Consider the following 22,901-nt stretch of genomic DNA (forward strand, 5'->3'; position numbering starts at 1 on the left):
ATGACAGCAACTCAGATCGGGGCGATTGCGTTGGCCGTGGGCGCGCTCGGGGTGCTGCTGCTCGGGATGGTCGTGACGTTACGTGCGAATGCTGCGGCGCGGGCCGAACGAGCATTGGTCGACGCGCTGGATCGGCGCATGGCTGCATTGGAGGCAGCGAAGGCGCGGCCCGCGCAGGATGGCGATGCGCCGGCGAAAGCCAACGTGCGTGTCGGGCAGCGTGTCGAACGTTGGCTGGATCGCCTATCGGCGGCAGGCATGCGGTGGCTGGATACCGGATTCGGCAAATATGCTGTCGCGGAAGAGGATCGTCGCCTTCTGGAGCAATGCGGGTATGTCGACGCACGGACGCGTGGGCTGTTTCTGAGCGCGCGGGTCGCGTGCGGGATCGTGTTGCCGCTGCTGTTCGCGATCGTCGCGAGCGGGCGCGTGAAAGGCAATATCTGGATGGTCGGCATATGCGGTGCCTTCGGGCTCGGCTTCATGCTGCCGAAACTCTATGTGCAGCGCCGCGCCGCGTCGCGGCGACAGAGTGTCGTCGACGAACTGCCGCTATTCGTTGACATGTTGCGCTTGCTGCAAGGCGTTGGCCTGTCGCTCGACCAAAGCCTGCAGGTCGTGACGAACGATTTTCGTGGGATGCTGCCGGTCCTGTCGTCGGAGGTGGGAATCGCGCAGCGTCAGTTCGCCACGGGCCGTACCCGCGAGCAGTCGCTGCAACGGCTATCGAGTGGATTCGACAACGAGGATCTGCGCGCGATCGTGCGATTGATGATTCAGGTCGACAAGCATGGCGGTGCGGTGCAGGAACCGCTCAAGCAGTTCGGCGACCGTTTGCGCGAGACGCGTCGTGCGATGCTGCGCGAACGGATCGGTAGATTGACGGTAAAGATGACGGGCGTAATGGTGCTGACGCTGTTACCAGCCTTGCTGATCGTGACGGCGGGGCCGGGCATGCTGGCGGTGATGCGTGCGTTGTCGTCGCAGCATTGAAGGATGGAAGGACAGACGATGAAGCGAATCGGCGAAACGGTAATCCAGGCGGGCATGCTGGTGGTGGCGCTGCTGCTCGGCGCATGCGCAACCAAGGAAAGCGGGTATGGCGTCGGTGCGCAGACCGAGCGTGCGGCACTGATGCAAGCAGCAGATCAGAAGCAGTCCGTGCCGGATACGCCGGGAATGTATCTAGGTTTGATTCAGCGCATGCAAGCGCAGGGCCTCTATTACGCTTCGCTCGCGCACATCGATGCATATGACAAGACATACGGTGCCATGCCGGAATCGATCCTGTTGCGTGCGGATGCGCTGCGGATGACCGACCAGCCGGCCGCAAGTGCGGCTGTGTATGCACAGTTGCTGAAGACGCCGCTTGCGGCCCGTGGTTATCGCGGGCTCGGGTTGCTGGCGGGCGCCGCAGGCGATTTCGACCGTGCAGTGCAGGCGCTGACGCAAGCATCGGACCTCGCGCCGACCGATCCGTCGCTACTGTCCGACCTCGCTTATGCGAAGTTGCGCAGCGGCGACGTCGTCGGCGCGCGAGTACCGCTGATGAAAGCTGCCGAACTCGATCAGCGCAATCCGAAAATCGTCAGCAACCTTGCGCTGTATCTGTTTGCGGCAGGGCGTGCACAGGATGCGCAACGGCTGATGAATCAGCAGCATCTGTCGCCCGAAATTCGAAAGGACATCAATGGTGATGCCGCGAAGATTGCCGCGGCAGTGCGTGCGCAGCAGCGCGCAATCGCGACGCCGCCGGTGGTGTCACGGCCCGGTGCGACGACGTCGATCACGCCGATGGCGAACAACTTCGGTTACGACCAGACTGTGCCGTTGCTGCAACGGTTTGCGCAATGAACAGCTATCGGGGAACGATATGAACGACAACACACACAATCGAAGCGCGTGCGCGGGTCGGATGGCGACGCTGGCCGCTATCGTCTGCATCGTAACGGGTTCTGGTGCCGCATACGGTCAAGACGCCGTGACCACGGGTGTGTCCGACGTCGGCCGCTCGACCAAAGACTGGCTCGCGATGCAACGCGATAACCGCGCGGCGGCGCCGACGCAACCCGTGTTCGGCGACGTCGCGTCGCTTGCGTACCAGCGCTATCTCGATTCGTTCAAGAACAAGATTCCGGATTCGATGAGTTCGCAGCTCGGCGCAGTGGGTGGCATGTCGGGTGGCGGGCAGGGCGCGCAATAAGCGGGATGACCATGCGCGCAGATCAATCGCACGCGGCGCGGCGGGGGAGCGCCGGCTGTCCCGGGGGAAGTCGCCAACGCGGTAGCGTCGCGATCATGGCGACGATCTGGGTGCTGGTTGCGATCATTATCCTGGGCGCGATCGACGTCGGCCATTTCTATGCCGAAAGACGCCGGATGCAAGCGGCGGCTGATTTGGCTGCGTTATCGGCAGTCTCTCAGGTGACGACCGACCTGACTTGCCAGGCAGCGAAGACCGCAGCCGGTCAAATCGCGAACCCGGCAACGAATGCATTGCCGGCGGGTTCGAAAGTTTCCGTGTCGTGCGGCATCTGGACCGCGCCTCAGGGCAGCGGCAGCGCGCAGTTCACACGGATATCGGGCGACCCGATCAACGGTAACCAGTGCGCTGGGCTCTCTGCCGGAACGGTCAATGGCCAATCGACCAACGCCGTTTGTGTCACGGTGACCGAGCCGGTCGACGGCATTTTTCGCGGTGGCGTCACGATTGGCGGATCTGCTATTGCCAAGAGCGTACCCACCGACACGTTTACGCTGACCACGTCGCTTGCAGCGTTGAACGGTGGATTGGCCAACCAATTACTCAAGGCGCTGGTCCAATCGAACGACAATGCGCTGAATCTCCAACTGGTCGACTATCAGGGGCTCGCACAAGTCAACTTGAAGTTGGCCGGCATCCTTGCCAATCTGCCGGTCGGCACCAGTACGGGCGTGCTGAATGGCACCGTGACGCTCGGTCAACTGGCCAATGCCGCGGTGCAGGCAGCGACGCAGCAAAGCGTGGCCGCGGCGAACCTGAAGGTGCTGAACGCACTGGTCGTCGCCCTTTGTCCGGGCGGAATCTGCGGCGGACCGCAGATCGCGCTCGGTCAATTGGTTTCCGCTGCGACCGCAACGGGAGGCTCTGCCGTCAACGCCAGCGTCAATGCGCTCGGCTTGCTGTCGACTGCATTGCAGATCGCGAACGGCACGAATTCGGTCAACATTCCCAGCGTCACGGTTCAAACGCCTACGGTGCTATCACCGCTACTGAACGTAACCGTATCGGGTTCGGTCAAGTTGGGAGCCAATCCGCCGTCCACGGCGAGCGGTCAGCCCGGGCCGTCGAATTGCGGAACATCCGATTGCACAACGAATACGTCGACCGCGCAGGGCAACGTGTTCCTCAATACGTCGATCTCGCTGCTGTCAAGCTGCTCTACCGGCGGGTTGGTCTTTCCGGGGGGCAGTTGCCCGTCAGGTAGTCCGACGCCGCTTGCTGCCGTTCAATTGCCGATTACGGCGTACGTGGCGCCCGCCACGGCCGGCTTGGCGTCCGTCACCTGTTCTGCGAACGGTACGAAAAGCGCAACAGTGAACGTACAGACCGGAGTAGTCGCCGTCTATATTGGTGGTTCTTCAAGTACGAAAATCAATCTCTCTGCTTCGTCGGGTTATTCGCCCGACAACAGCGCGGTCCCGATTCAGCTGGTGTCCGTCAATCTGAGCAGTCTGCTCAATCTGCTGAACCTTGGCGGGTTGTCGTCTACGCTGGCGGTATTGATCAAGACCCTGACGCTCGGTATCGTCGATCTGAACGCTATTTCGGTCAACATTGGCTTGAGGCCCGGACAAATGACGACCGTGCCTGTCGCCACTCAAGGTCCGACGCAGTTGCTGTTCTCATATCCGGGGCCTCAGTCGTCTGCTGCGCCGAATCCTCCGTCGCCGTACACATTGGGCGTGGGAACGGACCAGTTTCTGTCGCCCGCTGTGACAGGCATCACGAATAATGGTCTGACGGTGTCGTTGACGCTGGGTGACAGTGGGTTGCTTGGGGCGCTGAAGGCAGTCGGCATCGATTTGAGCGGGGTACTGAGTCAGTTGTTGAGCAACCTGCTCGGGCCGCTTCTGAGCGCGCTCGGGAACACACTCGTTCCGCTGCTCCTGCAACCGATCGATTCGCTCCTGACTTCCGTCACGGGCCTGCTCGGCCTGAGCTTGGGGAACGCCTATGTCACCAACACACCGGATTCGATCAAATGCGGCGATCCCATGCTGGTTCAATGAACTCCTGAACGTTTTGTTATCGAAGCAGGCGGTATTGCCGCCGCTTGCATCCGGCGACTGATTCGCAACGCAATGCAACCCGTCAATTACTGAAGCCGCACCCGAAACATGAGAACCACGCCCGCAATCGAAGAGCTCGACCTGTACGTCTGGGAAGGCAAGGCGGACATCGTCGACCGCGTCGCCCGGTGCATGGCGAGCTTCGACGTCGAAGTGATCCGCGCCGACAACGCGACGGTCTCGCCCGAGCGCGCCGCGATGCGGCGGTCGCTGGCGATCATCAGCGTGACGATGATCGAAGGCGGCGCGGCATTCCTGCGCGACTGGCAGGCCAATATCGGCATGCCGGTCGTCTGGGTCGGCGCGGCGCGCGACCACGACGCGTCGCAGTATCCGCCCGAGTACTCGCACATCCTGCCGCTCGACTTCACGTGCGCGGAACTGCGCGGGATGATCGGCAAGCTCGTCACGCAACTGCGCGCGCACGCCGCCGAAACGTTGCAGCCGTCGGAACTCGTCGCGCACTCCGAATCGATGCAGGCGCTGCTGCACGAAGTCGATACGTTCGCCGACTGCGACACCAACGTGCTGCTGCACGGCGAAACCGGCGTCGGCAAGGAGCGCATCGCGCAACTGCTGCACGAAAAACATTCGCGCTATCGGCACGGCGAATTCGTGCCGGTGAATTGCGGCGCGATTCCCGACGGCCTGTTCGAATCGCTGTTCTTCGGGCATGCGAAAGGATCGTTCACGGGCGCGGTTGTTGCGCATAAAGGGTATTTCGAGCAGGCGGCGGGCGGCACGCTGTTTCTCGACGAAGTCGGCGATCTGCCGCTGTATCAGCAGGTCAAGCTGCTGCGGGTGCTCGAGGACGGCGCGGTGCTGCGCGTCGGCGCGACGGCGCCGGTCAAGGTCGATTTCCGTCTGGTCGCGGCGAGCAACAAGAAGCTGCCTCAACTGGTGAAGGAAGGGCTGTTCCGCGCCGATCTCTACTACCGGCTCGCGGTGATCGAACTGAGCATCCCGTCGCTGGAAGAGCGCGGTGCGGTGGACAAGATCGCGCTGTTCAAGTCGTTCGTCGCCCAGGTGGTCGGCGAGGAGCGGCTCGCCGAGTTGTCCGACCTGCCGTACTGGCTCACGGATTCGGTGGCGGACAGCTATTTCCCCGGCAACGTGCGCGAACTGCGCAACCTCGCCGAGCGCGTCGGCGTGACGGTACGGCAGACGGGCGGCTGGGATGCCGCGCGGCTGCAGCGGCTGATCGCGCATGCACGCAACTCGGCCCAGCCGGTGCCGGCGGAGAGTGCGGCCGAAGTGTTCGTCGATCGCAGCAAATGGGACATGAACGAGCGCAACCGTGTGATCGCGGCGCTCGATGCAAACGGTTGGCGACGTCAGGACACGGCCCAGCAACTCGGCATCAGCCGCAAGGTATTGTGGGAAAAAATGCGCAAATACCAGATCTTCGACGAAGAGCCCGAGACCCGCGAAAGCGAGTAATTAATGAGATAAAATCGCGTTGAATTACAACGACTCGGGCGGGAATAGAACTTCATGAGCCATATGACGGGGTTGGGGCGGGTGAGCGTATTGCTCGCCCTGGTAGGAGGCATGCAAGGCGCGTTCGCGCAGGGGCTGGCAGGCAGCGATTCATCGGCGGTGCAGCCGGCGTCGGCGCCGGTGGCCGCGATTCCGGTGATCGATTCGCAGGCACAGACGTCGATGCAGCCGCAGGCCGGCGAGTCGACGGGGCCGAGCACGGTCGACGATTTGCAGCGCCAGATCCAGGCGCATTCGCTGACGGAAATGCGCACGAGCTACAACGGCAGCTACGGTGCGAGCCTGCTGTTCAACGTCAAGGACGGTGCGTACTTCGTCGCGCTGTTCCAGCAGAAGGCATTCTGGCGCGTGATCAAGACGTACAACGAAGCGCGGGCGGAAGCGATCTATCGCGACTTCTCGCACCAGGCGGAGCGGCTGGCCGTCGACGAACTGCGCGCGGCGAAGCTCGAATCGCAGAAGGCGCAGATGGACAAGCAGATCGAAGTCGCGCAGGACCGCGCGCGGCGTCTGCAGGCGGACATCTCGATCGCCCGCCAGCAGCAGGCGGCGGTGGCGGATCGCCAGAAGAGCGTGCGAAGCGAAACCGCGACGCTGCAGGCACAGCAGGCTGAACTTCAGTCGCAACTGCGGGCGTTGCAGCAGCAAGTGCGTTCGCTGCAGCGCGAGGCCGACGCGGGCCTGCCGACGACGGCACGCTGAACCCGGTAACGGCGGCAATGCGGCGACGTGCCGCGCCGGCCGCACCAGTGAAAAGGGCAAGCCGGTTGGCTTGCCCTTTTTGTTTTACTGGCCGTCCGGCACGATTCGCCGGCGGCGCGTCACGATCACCGGCCCGTTGCCGCTGCGGGAATCCGACGGCGCGGTGTTGCCGGAGGCGTCGCCGGTGTCGCGCGACGCGCCGTAGCTTTCGCGCGGTTCACGCGGCTCGCGCGGTGCGCCGTAGCCTTCGCGCGGCTCACGCGAGCCGTAGCCCTCGCGGGGTTCGCGCGAACCGTAGCTTTCACGCGGCTCGCGCGAGCCGTAGCCGCCGTCGCCGCGCGATTCGCGCGGGCCGCCGTGCGAGCCGTACGGGCTGTGACCGCCGCCTTCACGGCCGCCGGGGCGACCACCGGTGCGCGGGCCGCGGGGGCCGCCGCCGCCCGGGCGCGAGCCGCCCGTGTCGAGCTGGATCGTGGAAATCGCGCGCTTGTAGATGCCTTGCAGACCCACGGGGGTGCGCAGCATCACCAGATACTGGTCGAACGACTCGATACACCCCGTCAGACGAATGCCGTTGACGAGATAGATTTCAACACGCTTACGTTCCTTGCGCGCCGAATTGATGAAGTCGTTTTGCGGATGGGATTCTGCGGGATTGGCCATTGAGGTGCGGCAGGAGCCTGCGTCAGAGAATATGTTGTGCGTGTGTGTGGCGTGTTCGTCCACAACGCGTTTGGCGGAATTCTACCCTGTTCGATAGGGGAGCGCGCAGTCGCGATTGTGTCGAACCGTAACCCACTATAGACGTTCCGGCGCATTTTCGCGATTAGGCCGAACGGCCGAAGCCGTTTCGTCACGCTGCGTTACGGCTCTCGCAACCCCGCATCACCTTGGTGCGCGCGCCGCGCTTACATTGGTCGCACGAGCCGGGCGGGCCGGCTTATCAGGGATGCGGAGCATGAACAAGAGGCCAGTGGCAGCGGTGATCGGGAGCATGGCGTGGCTCGTTTCCGGTAGTGCAATGGCGGGGCATGTCGACCTGTCGGTCGGCATCGGCGTACCGGTCGCTCCGGTCTATGTCGAGCCGGCGCCGGTCTATGTGGCGCGCCGTCGCCTATCCGGGCTACCGGTATGGCGATGACGACGACGATCGCTGCCGCAAGTGGCGCAAGCACCATGACAACTGGCATCGGCACCACGACGACGATGACGATTGAGCCCGTGGCGCCCGCCGCCGACGCACGTCAGAACGCGTAGTCGGGGTTTTTCGGGTCGAATGCGGTGTCGTCGAGGGGCGTCGGCGCGATTTTCTCGATGACGATCCGCTCGAAGATCCTGCCGTCGTTGTCATAGGATTCGACGGTCCGGAAATAGGGAGCATGCAGGTCGAGCCCCAGCACTTCCTTTTTCGCATAGAACTGCGGCCGGCCGGTCGGCGTTTCATAGGTGAGCGCGACGACGCGCACGCCGTCGATCGTTTTGGCCTCCACATCGGTCGGCCGTTGCACGCCGGCTTCCACGTATTTCTTCCCTTCGGCCAGGTACAGGTTGGCGATGAACTCGGTGCCGAGATCCTTCACCTGATGATTCGACTGGGCGCGCGCCAGCGCGCCGTCGATCGCCGTCCACAGCGGGATCTTGCCGAGCAGGCCGCCGAGATGGCCGTACATCTCGTCCTTGCGCTGCGTCGTGTCGTAGATGATTTCCTGTCCGGCGTGCGCGCCGCCCGGCAGCCATTTCGCATACACGCGCAGCGGCTCGCGGGTCGTCTTCACGAGCATGCGGTCGGGCGTGTCGGGCCATTTTCCGTTGATGCGCTCCTGGCGCACCATCGTGAACTGGTAGGACGGATAGCCGTTCGGGCCGTTACGGATGTAGAGCGGCACGGCGAGCGGATCGAGCGCCTTGAAGAGTGCGGTGAGCGTCGCGTCGTCGAGTTGCGCGAGCGTGCCGCGCTGGGCCGCCGTGCGCAGCCAGCGCGCCTGTTGCGCAACCGGCTCGTGCGTGATCTTCGCGAGGTCCGCGGGCAGTGCGACCGCCTGCGCCGCGCTCGCGGCGCCGGTGGTTTCCTGTGCGTGCAGCCCGGCTTGCGCGAGCGACAGCGCGCACGCGACGGCCGCCACGGCGGCACGCCGCGCGCGGCGTTTCATTCCTTCGTTCATCGACAGCGTCTCCCGGAGCGATGGATCGTTCAGCCTTGCTTCGCGGCCTTGAATTTGGCGAGTTCCTCGTCGCGCAATGCGCGGCGCAGGATCTTGCCGACGTTCGTCTGCGGCAGCGCGTCGCGGAACTCGACGAATTTCGGCATCTTGTAGCCGGTCAGGTTCTTGCGGCAGTGCGCGAGCACGTCCTCGGCCGTCAGCGACGGGTCGCGCCGCACGACGAACACCTTGATCCGTTCGCCCTGGACCTCGTCCGGAATGCCGATCGCCGCGGCTTCGCTGATGCCGGGATGCATCACGAGCACTTCCTCGATCTCGTTCGGATAGACGTTGAAGCCCGACACGAGGATCATGTCCTTCTTGCGGTCGATCAGGCGGATGAAGCCGCGCTCGTCCATCACGCCGATGTCGCCGGTGGCGAGCCAGCCGTCGGCGTCGATCACCTTCGCCGTCTCGTCGGGTCGCTGCCAGTAGCCGCGCATCACCTGCGGGCCATGCACGCACAGCTCCCCCGGCTCGCCGATCGCGGCCCAGGTGCCGTCCTCGCGACGAAAGCGCACGACGGTCGACGGCGCGGGCAGCCCGATCGAACCGCTGAACGCGGCCATGTCGTTCAGGTCCACGGGATTCATCGTGACGATCGGCGAACACTCGGTGAGGCCGTAGCCTTCGACCACCGGCCGGCCCGTCACCTGCTGGAAGCGTTCGGCGACCGCGCGCTGCATCGCCATCCCGCCCGCCATCGCGAGCTTGAGCTTCGAGAAGTCGCGCTGGCGGAATTCCTCGTTGTCGAGGAACGCGTTGTACAGCGTGTTGATGCCGGTGATACCCGTAAACGTCTCGTGGCGGATGATCTTCATCACCATCTTCATGTCGCGCGGGTTCGCGATCAGGATGTTGCGCCCGCCGAGCCCCATGAAGATGAACGCGTTCACCGTCAGCGAATAGATGTGATAGAGCGGCAGCGGCGTGAGCACGGTTTCGACGTCGCCCGACACCTGGTCGGCGATCCAGGCCTTCGCCTGCAGCAGGTTCGCGATCAGGTTGCCGTGCGTGAGCATCGCGCCTTTCGCGACGCCGGTCGTGCCGCCCGTGTACTGCAGGAACGCGAGATCGTCGCGCGTGGTCTGCACCGGCTGCGGCTTGCCGCGCGCGCCGAGCGCAAGGGCGGAGCGCAGCCGGATCGCCTGCGGCAGGCGGTAGTCCGGCACGAGCTTCTTCACGTGCTTCAGCACGAAATTGATCAGGCGTCCTTTCGCGTTGAAGCCGTCGGCGAGCAGGTCGCCGAGCGCCGTGACGACGATGTGCTTCACCTGCGTTTCCGGCAGCGCGTCCTGCAGCGTGCGCGCGAAGTTCTCGAACACGACGATCGTCTGCGCGCCGCTGTCCTTCAACTGATGCGCGAGTTCGCGCGCGGTGTAGAGCGGGTTCACGTTGACGACGATCGCGCCGGCCTTCAGCGTGCCGAACAGCGCGACCGGATACTGGAACGTGTTCGGCAGCATGATCGCGACGCGGTCGCCGGGCTTCACGCCAACGCTTTGCAGATACGACGCGAATGCGTCGACCTTCTGCGCGAGCGTGCGGTATGTCATCGACGCGCCGGCGCTCACGTAAGCGACGCGGTCGGCGAAGCGGGTCGTGCATTCGTCGAAGAACTGCACGAGCGACGCGTATTGCGTGACGTCGATCTCGTGCGGAACGCCGGGCGGGTACGACGCGTACCAGACGGCGTCGGTGTTCGGCGGAATCTGGGCCGAGGTGGTTGCTGCGGAAGATGACATGACGTGTCTCCGGTCTTGGCTTTCGGTGCGGGCCCGCGCGTCAGCGCCGGCCCACGCCCCGTGCTTCGCGGCTGGTCGACGCGGGCGTCTCGAGACGCCGCGTCCGACCGCGCGTATCAATCAAATCATGAACAGGAAGCCGCGCGTGGCCTCGCGCGCTCAGTTCGTGGAATGCAGCGTGGCCGCCTCGGCGGCTGGCGTGCCCGACTGCGGCAGCCCGAACGCTTCGCTCGCGCCCGCGTCGTCGAGCACCGCCGCGAAGATCGACAGTTGCGCGCTGTCGGGCATCGGCGCCTTCAACGCGGCGACGATCAGCGACGACAGCCGCGCGATCATCTGCACGTCGTTCATCGTGCGGCCTTGCGAGAACTCGTCGATCAGGCTTTCCGTCTCGGCGCCCGCGAGCGCGCCCGACAGCGCGCCGATCGCGAAGTGCAGCCGCCAGCCGAGCTCGGTGCGCGGCAGGTGCGGCAGCGCGCGCTGGAACGCGTCGAAGAAGCGGCCCGCGACGCTCGCGTAATGCGCGGTCAGGAAGTTGCGCACGAACGGCGAAGGATCGGTGTACGCACGACCGATCAGCCGCAGGAACCCGGGGCCGCCGCGTTCGGGATTGCGCGATGCCTTCAGCGCCGGAATGAACATCGCGCCGAGCACGTGCTCGCACGTGATGTGCGTGCCGAGTTGCGCATCGAAGCGGTCGAGGATGCCGAGGCGTTCCTGGTTCAGCTGGTCGAGCCGGCGCGACAGCATCGCGTGGATCAGCGCTTCCTTGCTGCCGAAGTGGTAGTTGACCGCGGCGAGATTGACCGTCGCGCGCGACGTGATCTGCCGCATCGACATCGCTTCGAAGCCATGTTCGATGAACAGGTCCTCGGCCGCATCGAGAATGCGCGCCTTCGTCCCGCCGGTCTGCCGCGTGCCGGATGACCGTGCCCCAGACGGCCGTCCCGCGGATGGCCGCCCGTCCTGACTTACTGCCATGTTCCGCCTCCCATGCCGGTTTCCCGGCCGCGAACAGGTGATTTGATTATCTGATTCAAACAGTCGTTTTTATTAAGATAAAAAATCGCGCGCGGACCGGGCAAGCGCGGAATCTGGATCAATTCCTCTAGTTCGATGTGCAGGTGCGGAAAGCGCGGCACCCGCGCCCGACAGGGCGGGGCGCGCGCGATGACGCGGTGCCGCAACGTGCGGGTTCACCCGGCGGTGGTACGCGTATTGACCGATTGCGTCATGTCGATGCCGCGCCGTTCGCGGCTGAACAGGATCAGCACGGCGATCGCGACGGCGACGATGCCGGCCACGAGTGCGAGCGCGAAGCTGTAGTTGTTACCGTTCGACACGGCGAGCGACGCCTGTATCGTCGCGTTGCCCGACGCGAGCAGGTTGCCGAGCTGGTAGACGACGCCGGGAAAGGTCGCGCGGATCTCGTCGGGCGAGATCTCGTTCAGGTGAACCGGTATCACGCCCCACGCGCCCTGTACCGAGATCTGCATCAGGAACGCGCCGGCGGCGAGTGCGACCGGGCCGCTCGAGAACGCCCACAGCGGCAGCACGGGCAGCGCGATCAGCGCGGCGATGAAGATCGCGCGGCGCCGGCCGATCCGCTCCGAGATCGAACCGAACGACAGGCCGCCGACGATCGCGCCGACGTTCAGCACGATCGTGATCCACGACACGGTATGCGGATCGAAGTGATGCTGTTCGCGCAGGAAGGTCGGATAGAGATCCTGCGTGCCGTGCGAGAAGAAGTTGAACGCGGTCATCAGCACGATCGCGTAGATCGTGAGCTTCCAGTTCTGCTTCAGCGTGGCGCCTAGGCTCGGGCGCGCTCGCTTCTCCATCTGTTTCCAGGCCGGCGATTCGGGCACGTGCGCACGCACGTACAGCACGAGCAGCGCGGGCAGCACGCCGACCATGAACATCCCGCGCCAGCCGATGGTCTGGTAGAACAGGCCGAACACGACCGACGCGAGCAGATAGCCGCTCGGGTAGCCGGCCTGCAGCAGCCCGGACACGAAGCCGCGCGCGTGGGTCGGCACGGTCTCCATCGTCAGCGCGGAGCCGACGCCCCATTCGCCGCCCATCGCGATGCCGAACAGCGCGCGCAGCACGAGCAGCGCGGTCAGGCTCGGCGCGAAACCCGACGCAAGCTCGAGCAGCGAATAGCACGCGATGTTGATCATCAGCGTGGGGCGGCGACCGAAGCGGTCGGCGAGCCGGCCGAAAATCAGCGCGCCGAGCGGGCGCATCGCGAGCGTCAGCGTGAGCGCGAACGCGACGGCGGGGATCGTCGACGCGAATTCCGCGGCGATGTCCTTCAGCACGAAAACCATCAGGAAAAAATCGAATGCATCGAGCGTCCAGCCCAGGTAGGCGGCGATCGTGACGTTGCGTTGCTCGCGGGTCCAGCTCATGTGCGGGTCTCCTCGTTGGCTTGCGCGCTCGCGATGTGCATGCGGATGCCGGCCCGGCGCGCGCGCGGCGCGGGGCACTGATCGAGTGTAGGCTTGCGCGCCGTGCGATGTGGGGCGCGATAACCGCGAATCGGGAATAATCCCTATGAAATGCACTGTTTCGGAAACGGAAACGGAGCCGCGCGAGGTGCGCGACAGGTCTCTGTATCATTCCGGAAGGCTTTTTGTATCAGTTCTGTAATGCGCTCGCTGTGCGTCGTCACCGAATCAGGAGTCCCGATGACCGACCGTTCCGCCGACACGTTGCCCGTGCTCGAAACCGCACGGCTGTGGCTGCGTCCGCGCGTGCTGGCCGATCTCGATGCATGCATCGAGATGGATCGCGATCCCGAGGTCACGCGCCACATCGCGGGCCCGTGGCACGACCCCGACGAGCATCGCCGCTTCGTCACGCACCGGATCACGCGCGACTATCCGCCGGGCCTCGGCTACTGGTCGATCTTCGAGAAGGCCGCGCCCGAGGTGTTCATCGGCTGGATCCTGCTGATTCCCGACTACAAGGACGGGTCGCGCGACGTCGAGATCGGCTGGCGGCTCGTGCGTGCGACGTGGGGGCGCGGCATCGCGAGCGAGGCCGCGGCGGCCGTCGTGCGGCACGCGTTCGACACCGTGCGCCTGCCGCGCGTGATCGCCGACATCGCGGAGGCCAACAGCGGCTCGCTGAACGTGGCGCGCAAGCTCGGGATGCGGCGGGTGAGCATCGTGCACGACGGCATGCCATACATTCGGCATCGTCTCGAACGCGACGATCTGCGCGCGTAGCGCGGCGTCGTGCACGCGGCAGATGTCGGAGATCGTCGACCGAGCGCGCATCGCGATCACGACGGATTAACGGCGCGCGCGTTCAGGAGTATCGTTGCCGGAATTTCGCTACATGGGGTACGACCATGGCACTCGGCAACGACGTTCATCTCATTCCCGTCAGGCTCGACGCGCTGCGTCCGACCCAGATGACGGTCGGCTATCGCGAGGTCAAAGCGAAGCGCAAGCACTGGAAGGCGCTGAACAAGCGCGCCCGCAGGGCCGCGATCGAATCGCACTGGTTCCCGGCCGTCCTCGGCCCGGACGGGTTGCACTACATCACCGATCACCACCATCTCGGCCTCGCGCTGATCGAGGAGGGCGAGTCGCAGGTGAACGCGATGCTGCTGAAGGATCTGTCGTGGCTCGACGACACGATTTTCTGGCGGATGATGGAACACAACCAGTGGGTGCATCCGTTCGGCCCTGACGGCTCGCGGCGCGACTATGCGCATTTGCCGAAGGTGCTGACGGGCCTCGAGGACGATCCGTACCGCAGCCTCGCCGGCGAGTTGCGCACGGCGGGCGGCTACGCGAAGGACGCGACGCCGTTCAGCGAATTCCTGTGGGCCGACTATCTGCGCCAGCACGTGTCGCTCGATCAGATCCGCAAGAATTTCGCGAAGGCGCTCGATGTCGCGCTGCATCGCGCGCACGACCAGGATGCGCGCTATCTGCCCGGCTGGTCGGGCGTGATTGCCGTCAAACCCTGACCGGCGCATGGCGCGCACCGCCTCATGACGATCGCTCCGATCCGCCCCGACACCGGCCCGCAGCATCCGGACCATTTCGCGACGATCGACGCGCCGGCCGTGCCGCGCACGCGGCGCGTCGGCCTCGATGCGCTGGCCGGTCTGTCGATCGCCGGCCTGCTGATTCCGGAGGCGGTCGCGTATGCGGGGCTCGCCAACCTGCCGCCGCAGGCCGGCCTGATCGCACTGCTGTCGGGGCTGGTCGTCTATGCGCTGACGGGCAGCAGCCGCTTCGCGATCGTGTCGTCGACGTCGTCGTCGGCCGCGGTGCTCGCGGCGACCGTGCTCGCCGAATCGGGGATGGCGCTGGCCGCGCAGCTCGCGCTGGCGGCGGCGCTCGTCGCGATGACGGGCGTGCTGTTCATCCTGGCTGGCGTCGCGCGGCTCGGCGGCATGTCGGATTTCGTCGCGCGGCCGGTGCTGCGCGGCTTCACGTTCGGGCTTGCGCTGACGATCGTCATCAAGCAGCTGCCGAAGATTCTCGCGATCTCCGTGCAGCACAGCGATGCGCCGCACGTCGTGCTCGACCTGTTCGCCGGCGCGCCGCACGCGAATCTCGCGAGCGTCGTGCTCGGCGCGACGGCACTCGCGCTGCTGTTCGTGCTCGGCCGCAGCTCGCGCGTGCCGGCGACGCTCGTCGTGATCGTGCTGTCGATCGCGGCGGGTTACGCGATCGACTGGCAGCGGTACGGAATCGCGATCGTCGGCCATATCGACTTCCGGCACGTCGAATTCGGCCTGCCGCATCTCGACCGGAATGCGTGGATGCAGACGGTCGAACTCGCCTTCGCGCTGATGCTGATCCTCTATGCGGAATCGTACGGATCGATCCGCAATTTCGCGCTGAAGCACGGCGATACCGTGTCGCCGAACCGCGACCTCGTAGCGCTCGGCTGCGCGAACCTCGTGTCGGGCCTGTTGCACGGGATGCCGGTCGGCGCCGGTTATTCGGCGACGTCCGCGAACGAGGCGGCCGGCGCACAGTCGCGCGTGGCCGGCCTGTGGGCGGCCGGCGTGGTCGCGCTGATCGTCTGGCTGCTGCTGCCGCAACTTGCGCGCACGCCCGAGCCGGTGCTCGCGGCGATCGTGATCTTCGCGGTCAGCCATTCGCTGCATCCGTCCGTGTTCCGGCCGTACTGGGCCTGGCATCGCGACCGGCTCGTCGTGATCGCGGCGCTGCTCGCGGTGCTCGTGCTCGGCGTGCTGCACGGGCTGCTCGCGGCCATCGGCGTGAGCCTGCTGCTGACGCTGCGCAAGTTGTCGGAGCCGAACGTCAGCGTGCTCGGCCGGTTGCGCGACAGCCACGATTTCGTCGACGTCGCGAGCCATGCCGATGCGAAGCCGGTGCCGGGCGTGCTGATCGTGCGGCCCGAGGCGCAGTTGTTCTTCGCGAACGCGGACCCGATGCTCAATCGCGTGCGGGCGCTGATGAAGGCCGCGCCGGACACGCATACCGTGATGCTGAGCCTCGAGGAAACGCCCGATGTCGACGGCACGACGATCGAATCGTTGCGCACGTTCGCGGCCGAATGCGCGGCGCGCGGGCTGCGGCTCGCGCTGGTCCGGCTCAAGGTGCACGCGCTGCATGCACTGCGCCGCGCGGCGGACGGTACGCTGCACGACGACGCGATGTCGGAACTGAGCGTCGATGAAAGCCTGCAACTGCTGCAGGCCGGCAGGCCGCCGAACGGCAGGGACGGCAGCGGCGGCACGAACGCCGCGTGACGGCGCGGCGCGTCGGCGCCGTCTATTGCGAAAGCGCGGCGCTGGCGGCGGTACGCTCGATCATGTCGGTCACTTCCGCGGCCGTCGGCGCATAGGCGCCTGCGTGTTCACAGGCGACGGCCGCGCACGCGGCCGCGTAGCGCAGATGCTCGGCGTCCGTCGCGTCGGGCCGCGCAAGCTGGCTCGCGCGCCAGCCGCCGATGCTCGCATCGCCGCAGCCGACCGTATCGGCCACCTCGGTCGGGAACGCGGGTTGGAACAGCACGGTATCGCGATGCAGCAACTGCATGCCGGCTGCGCCGCGCGTGACGAGCATCGTCGCGTCGGGCGCCCATGCACGCAGTTGCGCGAGCGCGGCCGCTTCGTCGAGTTCGGGAAACAGCCCGCGCAGATCTTCGTCGGATACCTTGATCCAGTCGGCAAGCGCGGTCAGCCGGCGCAGCGTGTCGCGATACGACGGCGCGGCCATCGGCGCGCGGAAGTTCGGATCGAACGAGATCCGCTTGCCGGCGGCGCGCGCGGCCTGCGCGAGCGCGATCAGGCGCGACGCGAGCGGCTCGCGCACGACGCCGAGCGAGCCGACGTGCACGATGTCGGCCGCATCGAACGCGCCTGCCGGCAAGTCGGCCGGATCGAACGCGAGATCGGCGCTGTTTTCGCCGATGAAGAAATAGTCGGGCGGCTGCTTCGACACGACCATCGCGAGCAGCGGCGCGCGGTCGACCTGCCGGATGAAGCGCATGTCGAGCCCTGCATCGGCGCTCTTGCGCATCAGCTCGTCGCCGAAGGTGTCGCGGCTGACCGTGCCGGCGAAGGCCGTCGGCACGCCGAGTCGCGCGCCGACGCGCGCGACGTTCCAGCACGAGCCGCCGGCGACGCTGTGCCAGTGCTGCGCGTCGTCGCGAATGAAATCGGTCAGCGCTTCGCCGAAAACGATCAGGCGGGGAAACGTCGTCGTCATGTTGATACCTTGTGCCGCGGCGTCGCGCGCGGCCGTGCGGCGGTTGATCTGAATCTGAACAGGCGGGCAGTGCGGGCCGTCGCGCGCGGCGACGCGGCCCGGCACCGCCCGGCCTCGCGGGCGGGCGGCGCGATCGCCGCGATCAGCGCGGCGAACTCCAGCCCTTGTAGGTCTTCACGTTGTCGCGCGTGACGAGCGTCGGCTCGATCAGGATCATCGGATTGGCCGGCTTCTGGCCGTTCATGATCCCGTAGCCGACGTTGACGGCCTGCTGCGCCATCGCCCACGGATCCTGGCTCGACGACGCCTGCACGAGCGTGTTCGACTTGAGCGCGACCTCGATGTCCGGCGCGCCGTCGACCGACGTGATCACGATGTTCGGGCGGTTCAGCTGTTTCGCCGCGAGATCGCTGCCGATCGCCTGCGGGTCGTTGATCGTGAACACGCCGTCGAGCTTCGGAAAGCGCGTCAGGTAGCCCTGCATCGCGTTCATCCCGCCTTCGCGCGAGCCCTTGCCGTCCTGGTCGCTCGACAGCAGCTTGATGCCCGGGTTCTTCGCGAGTACGGCCTTGCAGCCGTTCACGCGATCGATCACGGCCGACACCTGCGGCCCGTTCTCGATGATCACGTTGCCCTTGCCGTTCAGCTTCTTCGCGAGGTAGTCGCACGCGAGTTCGCCGGCCTTCACGTTGTTGGTCTGCACGGTCGCGTTCGCGCCGGCCGCGGCGACGTCCACCGCGACGACCGTGATGCCGGCCGCCTGCGCCTTCTTCACCGCCGGCTCGATCGCCTTGGGGTCGGTCGCGTTGAGCAGGATCATGTCGACGTGCGCGGAGATGAAGTTGTCGATCTGCGTGAATTGCTTGTTCAGGTCGTAGTCGGCCGATACGGCCGTGACCTTCGCATTCGGGTTGAGCTGCTTCGCGCGCGCTTCGGCGCCTTTCACGATCGTGACGAAGTACGGATTGCCGAGCGACCCGACCGTGACGCCGATCGATTTCAGCGGCTTGTCGGCTGCGTGGGCGGCGGCGGCGCCGAAGGCGAGTGCGCAGGCGACGGCGGTCAGGGCGGCGGTGTGCTTGAACATGTCGTTGTGTCTCCGAGAGGTCTGTTGGTGAACGCGCGCAGGAGGACCTGCCTGCGCGCCGATGGTTGAACGATGAGGGAAGGGAGTCAAGTACGGGCCGAGTCGCGCTGGCGATAGCGATCGAGCGCGACCGCGCCGATGATCACCAGCCCCTTGATGATGTACTGCCAGATGTCGGACACGCCGAGCAGCACGAGGCCGTTGGTCAGCACCGCGATGATCAGCGCGCCGATCAGCGTGCCGACGATCGAGCCGACGCCGCCGACGAAGCTCGTGCCGCCGAGGATCACCGCGGCGATTGCGTCGAGCTCGTACGACTGGCCGAGCTGCAGACCGTTGGCCGCATACAGGCGCGCGGCCGACATCACCGCGCCGAGCCCGGCGAGCAGGCCCGACGCCGCATACACGAACATCTGGATCGCCCGCACGTTGATGCCCGACAGGCGCGCGGCCTCCGGGTTGCCGCCGACCGAATAGATCCGCATCCCGAGCACCGTGCGGCGCAGGATGAACCACGAGATCGCGATCACCGCGCACGCGATCACGACGAGCCACGGCACGCCGAGGATCGAGCCGTTGCCGATGAACGCGAACGGCAGTTGCGGGTTGAACACGGTCGTGTCGTTGCCGATCAGGCGCGCGACGCCGCGCACGGCCGTCATCGCGCCGAGCGTGACGATGAACGGCGGCAGGCGCAGGAACGAGATCAGCCCGCCGTTGATCGCGCCGAACACGAGGCCGACGACGAGCGCGAACGGCACGCCGAGCCAGCCCCAGCCGGGAATGGTCGACGCGATCAGCGCCGCGACCGCCGCGGCGGCGAGCACCGAGCCGACCGACAGGTCGATGCCGCCGGTCAGGATCACGAAGGTCATGCCGGCGGCGAGCACGATGTTGATCGACGCCTGCTGCGTGACGATCGACAGGTTCTGCAGCGTGAAGAAGCCGTCGGTCAGGAAGCCGAAACCGACGCACAGGACCAGCAGCACCGGCAGCATGCCGGCCGTGCGGATCAGCGATTGCATGCGGGCGCGATGATCGGCGCCGCGCATTAGGGGCGTGCGGTTGGCGACCGGGTGGGCGGTCGCGGAAGCGAGGTTCCGCTGCTTGGTCGGGTTGATCATTTCGGTAGCCTGAATGTGAGAGTGAAATGAAAAGGGGCGGCGCTCAGTGCGCGTCGGCCAGTTCGGCCTGCGAGCCGGTGGCGAGCGCGATGATCGCTTCCTGCGTGATCGGCGTATGCGTATGTCCGCCGAGTTCGCCGGCGATCTCGCCTTCGCGCATTACGAGCACGCGGTCGGCGACGCCGATGATTTCCGGCAGTTCGCTCGAGATCACGATCACGCCCACGCCGGCACGGGCCAGTTCGTTGATGATCCGGTAGATCTCGGATTTCGCGCCGATGTCGACGCCGCGGGTCGGTTCGTCGAGGATCAGTACGCGCGGCTTCGTCTCGAGCAGGCGCGACAGCAGCACTTTCTGCTGGTTGCCGCCCGACAGCGCGCCGACGTTGACGTTCGCGTGCGGGACGCGGATCGACAGCGATGCGATGGCGTCGCGCGCGCGTTCGGCGCCGCGCGCGAGGTCGAGCGCACCGAGCCGCGCATCGCGGTTGCACACCGAGATGTTGATGTTGTCGCGCACGCTCATGTCGAGGAACAGGCCCTGGCGCTTGCGGTCCTCGGTCAGGTAGACGAGCCCCGCGTCGATCGCGTCGCGCGGCGAGTGCGCGCCGAACGTACGCTCGCCCAGCTTCACGTCGCCGCGCGCGCGCGGCTCGGCCCCGAAGATCAGCCGCGCGAGCTCGGTGCGGCCCGCGCCGACGAGCCCCGCGATGCCGAGCACCTCGCCGGCGTGCAGGTCGAGGCTGCAGCCACGCACGCGCGCGTCGTCGGCGATGTCGCGGACCGACAGCAGCAGGTGGCCGGGGTCGTACGGCGCGTGCTCCTTCTTGTAGAAGCCGGAGATGTCGCGGCCGACCATCATCGCGACGAGCCGCTCGGCCGACAGCGCTTCGCGCTCCAGCGTGCCGACGTAGGTGCCGTCGCGCAGCACCGACACGCGATCGGACAGTTCGTAGATCTCCGCCATCCGATGGCTGATGTAGATGATCGCGAGACCTTCCTCGCGCAACTGACGGATCAGGCTGAACAGATGCTCGGTTTCGCGCGACGACAGCGGCGTGGTCGGTTCGTCCATCACGAGGATGCGGGCGCGGGTGTGCACGGCGCGTGCGATTTCGACGAGCTGCTGCTCGGCGATCGACAGTGTGTCGACGAGCGTGTCGGGGCCGAACGGGGCGCCCAGGCGCGCGAGCACGTCCTGGCAGCCGCGCGCCATCGCCGCGCGATCGATCGTGCCCCAGCGCCGGTTGCCGCGGCGCAGTTCGCGGCCGATGTAGATGTTTTCCGCGACGGTCAGGTTCGGCGACAGGCACAGCTCCTGGTAGATCACCGCGACGCCGGCATCGCGCGCGGCGAGCGGGCCGTCGATGTCGATGCGTTGGCCGTCGATCAGGATCTCGCCGCCGGCGTCGGCGCGGTAGGCGCCCGACAGGATCTTCATCAGCGTCGATTTGCCCGCGCCGTTCTCGCCCATCAGCGAATGGATCTCGCCGGGGTAGACGGTGAGGCTGACGTTGTCGAGCGCGCGCACGGCCGGGAACGTCTTGCTGATTCCGCGCATCTCGAGCAGCGGGCGGGGCGACTCAGAACGCGACATGGTGGACCTCCTGCAAATCGGTGCGGGCGCCCTTGAGGATGCCGGCCCGCGGAGAGAAGTTGAAAAACATCGGCAGCGTGGCGGCGCCGATCGCGCCGGCGTCGGCGCCGAACGTGCCGCGCACGAGTACCGGCGTGCCGCGCGCCTCGGGCGCGGTGGCCACCAGCGCCGCGCGCAGGCGGGTCGTGACCGCGTCGAGCAGGCCCGCGTCGGTGTCGGCGTCGAGCACGACCACCGGCGCGTCGATCACGCACAGCACCGCGCGCAACGCCGGCGCGAGCGCGTCGACGCAGTCGTCGATCCATTCGTCGACGGCCGGCAGGCCGCGGGCGATGCAGGCTTCGAGATCGGCGCGATTCTCGACCGTCTCGCCGTGATGGCGCAGGTGGCGCACGAGCGCATGCAGCGATGCGCGCGCGAGCAGGATGTCCCACTGGCCGCGCGGCGGCGGCGCGGACGCCAGCCGGCTCGGCGGCACCGGGATCACCGCGATGTCGCCGGCATTGCCGGTCACGCCGCGCAGGCAGTCGCCGTCGATCGCGATTCCGCCGCCGATCGCCGGCCCGATGAACAGGTAGACGAAGTCGTCGCACTGCCGGCCGTACCCGTAGAACAGTTCGGCGATCGCGGCCGCGTTGCCGTCGTTTTCGCCGAATACGGGCAGCGACAGCGTGCGGCCGAGATCGGCCGCGAAATCGACGTCTTCCCACGCGCGGAACGTGTCGGGCGCGAGGCCGAGCTCGCGCATCCACGCACCGAGGTTGTACGGCTGCGCGACGCCGACGCCGGTCAGGCGCGCGCGTTCATGGTCGGGGAGCAGGGCCTGCATCGCGTCGATGTCGTGACGCACGATCTCGAGCACGTCGGCCGGTGCGGGGAGCAGCGTGTCGTGCGAGCGGCGGCCGAGCACGTCGCCCGCGAAGTTGACGAGCGCCGTCTCGATGCGCATCCGGTCGAGATGGACGCCGATGCCGAACGCGCCGCGCGGATCGAGGCGGATCAGCGACGCGGGCTGGCCGCGCTGGCCTTCGGTGCGGCCAGCGAATTCGATCAGCTTCGCGTCGGCGAGGGACGCGATGATGCTGCCGACCGCCGTCCCCGTCATGCTCGCGAGACGGGCGAGATCGGCCTTCGACGCGCTGCCGGCGCGGCGCAGCGTCTTCAGCAGCAGGCGCTCGTTGTAACGGCGCACGTTGGCCGAATTGCTTCCCTGGCCGGAGTGCGGGCTTCTCATGGCGTCTCCTTCCATGTCGCACCGCTCGGCGGCGCATTAAATAAATCACGTTGATTTATTTAACCGCGTGAGCGGCGGCCTGTCAGCCTAGGGAAATCCCGGTTTTTTGTTCTGCGACGGACGTTTCATGCCGCAGCGAAGTGAAGGGGCGCGATGCGGTCGTTAAGCGGATCGGCGGTGTGCGGCGGCTGAAGTGGGGCGGTACGGGTGTGGCAGGACGATATGCGTTGCGTCCGCGATGCGGAAATTCCGTCAACGCACCCGATTTTGCGAGGGGGCTGGAAATGAAAAAAGGCCGGCATAAAGCCGACCTTTTCAAAAACAGATGGTGCCCAGGAGAGGACTCGAACCTCCACGATGTTGCCACCGCTAGGACCTGAACCTAGTGCGTCTACCAATTCCGCCACCTGGGCACGTTTTGCAGTAGCTGCTTGCTGCAAAGAAGCGAAATTATAGCGTGTCTTTCGGGGCTGTCAACACTATTTGAGTGTCGCAAGCGAAAATAGTTGAGTGGGTCGGGCAGGGCGATCGATGTGCCGATCGGTTTGCGGCGACGCGAATCATCGATGTCGGTGCGTGTACCGTGCAGTCCGGGGCTGGAAATGAAAAAAGGCCGGCATAAAGCCGACCTTTTCAAAACAGATGGTGCCCAGGAGAGGACTC

At 66.1% G+C, this 22,901-nt stretch carries 19 protein-coding genes, 1 tRNA gene and 1 pseudogene; 10 read left to right on the forward strand and 11 right to left on the reverse strand.

Annotated elements, in window-relative coordinates; translation table 11 throughout:
* The 6 genes from AC3IFE_RS12785 (at position 1) to AC3IFE_RS12810 (ending at position 6,534) form a co-directional block, all read left to right on the forward strand.
* A complete protein-coding gene (locus tag AC3IFE_RS12785; RefSeq protein ID WP_489190746.1) occupies positions 1–993 on the forward strand; it encodes a type II secretion system F family protein in 993 nt (330 codons plus the stop codon).
* An 18-nt stretch (positions 994–1,011) separates the two neighbouring features.
* On the forward strand, positions 1,012–1,854 hold the full coding sequence (locus tag AC3IFE_RS12790) for a tetratricopeptide repeat protein (protein ID WP_489190747.1): 843 nt from the start codon (positions 1,012–1,014) through the stop codon (positions 1,852–1,854).
* A gap of 19 nt (positions 1,855–1,873) precedes the next feature.
* Positions 1,874–2,203: a DUF3613 domain-containing protein gene (locus AC3IFE_RS12795; protein ID WP_489190748.1), complete on the forward strand. Its 330-nt coding sequence runs from the start codon at positions 1,874–1,876 to the stop codon at positions 2,201–2,203.
* A gap of 11 nt (positions 2,204–2,214) precedes the next feature.
* Complete coding sequence (locus tag AC3IFE_RS12800; protein ID WP_489190756.1) at positions 2,215–4,272, forward strand: pilus assembly protein TadG-related protein; 2,058 nt, start codon at positions 2,215–2,217, stop codon at positions 4,270–4,272.
* A 108-nt stretch (positions 4,273–4,380) separates the two neighbouring features.
* Entirely contained in the window at positions 4,381–5,772 is a 1,392-nt protein-coding gene (locus AC3IFE_RS12805) for a sigma 54-interacting transcriptional regulator (RefSeq protein WP_489190749.1), read from the forward strand.
* Positions 5,773–5,826: 54 nt separating this feature from the next.
* Positions 5,827–6,534, forward strand: coding sequence for a DUF2968 domain-containing protein (locus tag AC3IFE_RS12810; RefSeq protein WP_489190750.1), 708 nt, complete (start codon positions 5,827–5,829; stop codon positions 6,532–6,534).
* A gap of 84 nt (positions 6,535–6,618) precedes the next feature.
* Here the strand turns inward: AC3IFE_RS12810 and hfq are convergent, their stop codons facing one another.
* Positions 6,619–7,197: an RNA chaperone Hfq gene (hfq, locus tag AC3IFE_RS12815; protein ID WP_489190757.1), complete on the reverse strand. Its 579-nt coding sequence runs from the start codon at positions 7,195–7,197 to the stop codon at positions 6,619–6,621.
* A gap of 295 nt (positions 7,198–7,492) precedes the next feature.
* Here hfq and AC3IFE_RS12820 point away from each other — a divergent pair.
* Positions 7,493–7,751, forward strand: a pseudogene (locus tag AC3IFE_RS12820) (hypothetical protein).
* Between the two features lie 27 nt (positions 7,752–7,778).
* On the opposite strand, the gene AC3IFE_RS12825 reads toward AC3IFE_RS12820, so the two are convergent.
* The 4 genes from AC3IFE_RS12825 to AC3IFE_RS12840 form a co-directional block, all read right to left on the reverse strand.
* Positions 7,779–8,696 (reverse strand): DUF1571 domain-containing protein, encoded by a 918-nt coding sequence (locus AC3IFE_RS12825; RefSeq protein ID WP_489190751.1) that lies wholly within the window; start codon positions 8,694–8,696, stop codon positions 7,779–7,781.
* Positions 8,697–8,725: 29 nt separating this feature from the next.
* Positions 8,726–10,480: an AMP-binding protein gene (locus tag AC3IFE_RS12830; RefSeq protein WP_489190752.1), complete on the reverse strand. Its 1,755-nt coding sequence runs from the start codon at positions 10,478–10,480 to the stop codon at positions 8,726–8,728.
* 159 nt (positions 10,481–10,639) lie between these two features.
* Positions 10,640–11,461 (reverse strand): TetR/AcrR family transcriptional regulator, encoded by an 822-nt coding sequence (locus AC3IFE_RS12835; protein WP_489190753.1) that lies wholly within the window; start codon positions 11,459–11,461, stop codon positions 10,640–10,642.
* Between the two features lie 215 nt (positions 11,462–11,676).
* Positions 11,677–12,897, reverse strand: a complete 1,221-nt coding sequence (locus AC3IFE_RS12840) for an MFS transporter (RefSeq protein WP_301739788.1) — start codon at positions 12,895–12,897, stop codon at positions 11,677–11,679.
* Between the two features lie 279 nt (positions 12,898–13,176).
* On the opposite strand from AC3IFE_RS12840, the gene AC3IFE_RS12845 reads away from it, so the two are divergent.
* From AC3IFE_RS12845 to AC3IFE_RS12855, 3 genes are all read left to right on the forward strand, one after another.
* Positions 13,177–13,719: a GNAT family N-acetyltransferase gene (locus AC3IFE_RS12845; RefSeq protein WP_089467940.1), complete on the forward strand. Its 543-nt coding sequence runs from the start codon at positions 13,177–13,179 to the stop codon at positions 13,717–13,719.
* Positions 13,720–13,844: 125 nt separating this feature from the next.
* Positions 13,845–14,471 (forward strand): ParB-like protein, encoded by a 627-nt coding sequence (locus tag AC3IFE_RS12850; RefSeq protein ID WP_301739789.1) that lies wholly within the window; start codon positions 13,845–13,847, stop codon positions 14,469–14,471.
* A 24-nt stretch (positions 14,472–14,495) separates the two neighbouring features.
* The gene (locus tag AC3IFE_RS12855) at positions 14,496–16,235 is read left to right on the forward strand and encodes a SulP family inorganic anion transporter (protein WP_301739790.1); all 1,740 of its coding nucleotides are present in this window, start codon (positions 14,496–14,498) and stop codon (positions 16,233–16,235) included.
* 22 nt (positions 16,236–16,257) lie between these two features.
* Here AC3IFE_RS12855 and AC3IFE_RS12860 read toward each other — a convergent pair whose 3' ends face one another.
* The 6 genes from AC3IFE_RS12860 to AC3IFE_RS12885 all read right to left on the reverse strand — a co-directional run bounded on the left by AC3IFE_RS12860 (position 16,258) and on the right by AC3IFE_RS12885 (position 22,651).
* Entirely contained in the window at positions 16,258–17,196 is a 939-nt protein-coding gene (locus tag AC3IFE_RS12860; RefSeq protein WP_489190754.1) for a carbohydrate kinase family protein, read from the reverse strand.
* Positions 17,197–17,338: 142 nt separating this feature from the next.
* Positions 17,339–18,283: an ABC transporter substrate-binding protein gene (locus AC3IFE_RS12865; protein ID WP_089467335.1), complete on the reverse strand. Its 945-nt coding sequence runs from the start codon at positions 18,281–18,283 to the stop codon at positions 17,339–17,341.
* Positions 18,284–18,369: 86 nt separating this feature from the next.
* Positions 18,370–19,407 (reverse strand): ABC transporter permease subunit, encoded by a 1,038-nt coding sequence (locus AC3IFE_RS12870; RefSeq protein ID WP_011545296.1) that lies wholly within the window; start codon positions 19,405–19,407, stop codon positions 18,370–18,372.
* Positions 19,408–19,450: 43 nt separating this feature from the next.
* Positions 19,451–21,004 (reverse strand): sugar ABC transporter ATP-binding protein, encoded by a 1,554-nt coding sequence (locus AC3IFE_RS12875; RefSeq protein ID WP_301739792.1) that lies wholly within the window; start codon positions 21,002–21,004, stop codon positions 19,451–19,453.
* Positions 20,991–22,238, reverse strand: a complete 1,248-nt coding sequence (locus AC3IFE_RS12880; protein WP_301739793.1) for an ROK family protein — start codon at positions 22,236–22,238, stop codon at positions 20,991–20,993. Before AC3IFE_RS12880 ends, AC3IFE_RS12875 begins: the two co-directional genes overlap by 14 nt.
* 326 nt (positions 22,239–22,564) lie before the next feature.
* Positions 22,565–22,651 (reverse strand) — tRNA-Leu (locus AC3IFE_RS12885).
* Between the last annotated feature and the right edge of the window lie 250 nt (positions 22,652–22,901).

This window comes from Burkholderia sp. APQ4-4ca (genome assembly GCF_057837105.1).

Bases quoted from the DNA above. Each gene is read 5' to 3' on its own strand.
- AC3IFE_RS12830 (WP_489190752.1), bottom strand. From the start codon at position 10,480: ATGTCATCTTCCGCAGCAACCACCTCGGCCCAGATTCCGCCGAACACC.
- AC3IFE_RS12870 (WP_011545296.1), bottom strand. From the start codon at position 19,407: ATGATCAACCCGACCAAGCAGCGGAACCTCGCTTCCGCGACCGCCCAC.
- AC3IFE_RS12850 (WP_301739789.1), top strand. From the start codon at position 13,845: ATGGCACTCGGCAACGACGTTCATCTCATTCCCGTCAGGCTCGACGCG.
- AC3IFE_RS12835 (WP_489190753.1), bottom strand. From the start codon at position 11,461: ATGGCAGTAAGTCAGGACGGGCGGCCATCCGCGGGACGGCCGTCTGGG.
- AC3IFE_RS12860 (WP_489190754.1), bottom strand. From the start codon at position 17,196: ATGACGACGACGTTTCCCCGCCTGATCGTTTTCGGCGAAGCGCTGACC.
- AC3IFE_RS12855 (WP_301739790.1), top strand. From the start codon at position 14,496: ATGACGATCGCTCCGATCCGCCCCGACACCGGCCCGCAGCATCCGGAC.
- AC3IFE_RS12840 (WP_301739788.1), bottom strand. From the start codon at position 12,897: ATGAGCTGGACCCGCGAGCAACGCAACGTCACGATCGCCGCCTACCTG.
- AC3IFE_RS12785 (WP_489190746.1), top strand. From the start codon at position 1: ATGACAGCAACTCAGATCGGGGCGATTGCGTTGGCCGTGGGCGCGCTC.
- AC3IFE_RS12880 (WP_301739793.1), bottom strand. From the start codon at position 22,238: ATGAGAAGCCCGCACTCCGGCCAGGGAAGCAATTCGGCCAACGTGCGC.
- AC3IFE_RS12825 (WP_489190751.1), bottom strand. From the start codon at position 8,696: ATGAACGAAGGAATGAAACGCCGCGCGCGGCGTGCCGCCGTGGCGGCC.
- AC3IFE_RS12805 (WP_489190749.1), top strand. From the start codon at position 4,381: ATGAGAACCACGCCCGCAATCGAAGAGCTCGACCTGTACGTCTGGGAA.
- AC3IFE_RS12790 (WP_489190747.1), top strand. From the start codon at position 1,012: ATGAAGCGAATCGGCGAAACGGTAATCCAGGCGGGCATGCTGGTGGTG.
- hfq (WP_489190757.1), bottom strand. From the start codon at position 7,197: ATGGCCAATCCCGCAGAATCCCATCCGCAAAACGACTTCATCAATTCG.
- AC3IFE_RS12795 (WP_489190748.1), top strand. From the start codon at position 1,874: ATGAACGACAACACACACAATCGAAGCGCGTGCGCGGGTCGGATGGCG.
- AC3IFE_RS12800 (WP_489190756.1), top strand. From the start codon at position 2,215: ATGCGCGCAGATCAATCGCACGCGGCGCGGCGGGGGAGCGCCGGCTGT.
- AC3IFE_RS12810 (WP_489190750.1), top strand. From the start codon at position 5,827: ATGAGCCATATGACGGGGTTGGGGCGGGTGAGCGTATTGCTCGCCCTG.
- AC3IFE_RS12875 (WP_301739792.1), bottom strand. From the start codon at position 21,004: ATGTCGCGTTCTGAGTCGCCCCGCCCGCTGCTCGAGATGCGCGGAATC.
- AC3IFE_RS12865 (WP_089467335.1), bottom strand. From the start codon at position 18,283: ATGTTCAAGCACACCGCCGCCCTGACCGCCGTCGCCTGCGCACTCGCC.
- AC3IFE_RS12845 (WP_089467940.1), top strand. From the start codon at position 13,177: ATGACCGACCGTTCCGCCGACACGTTGCCCGTGCTCGAAACCGCACGG.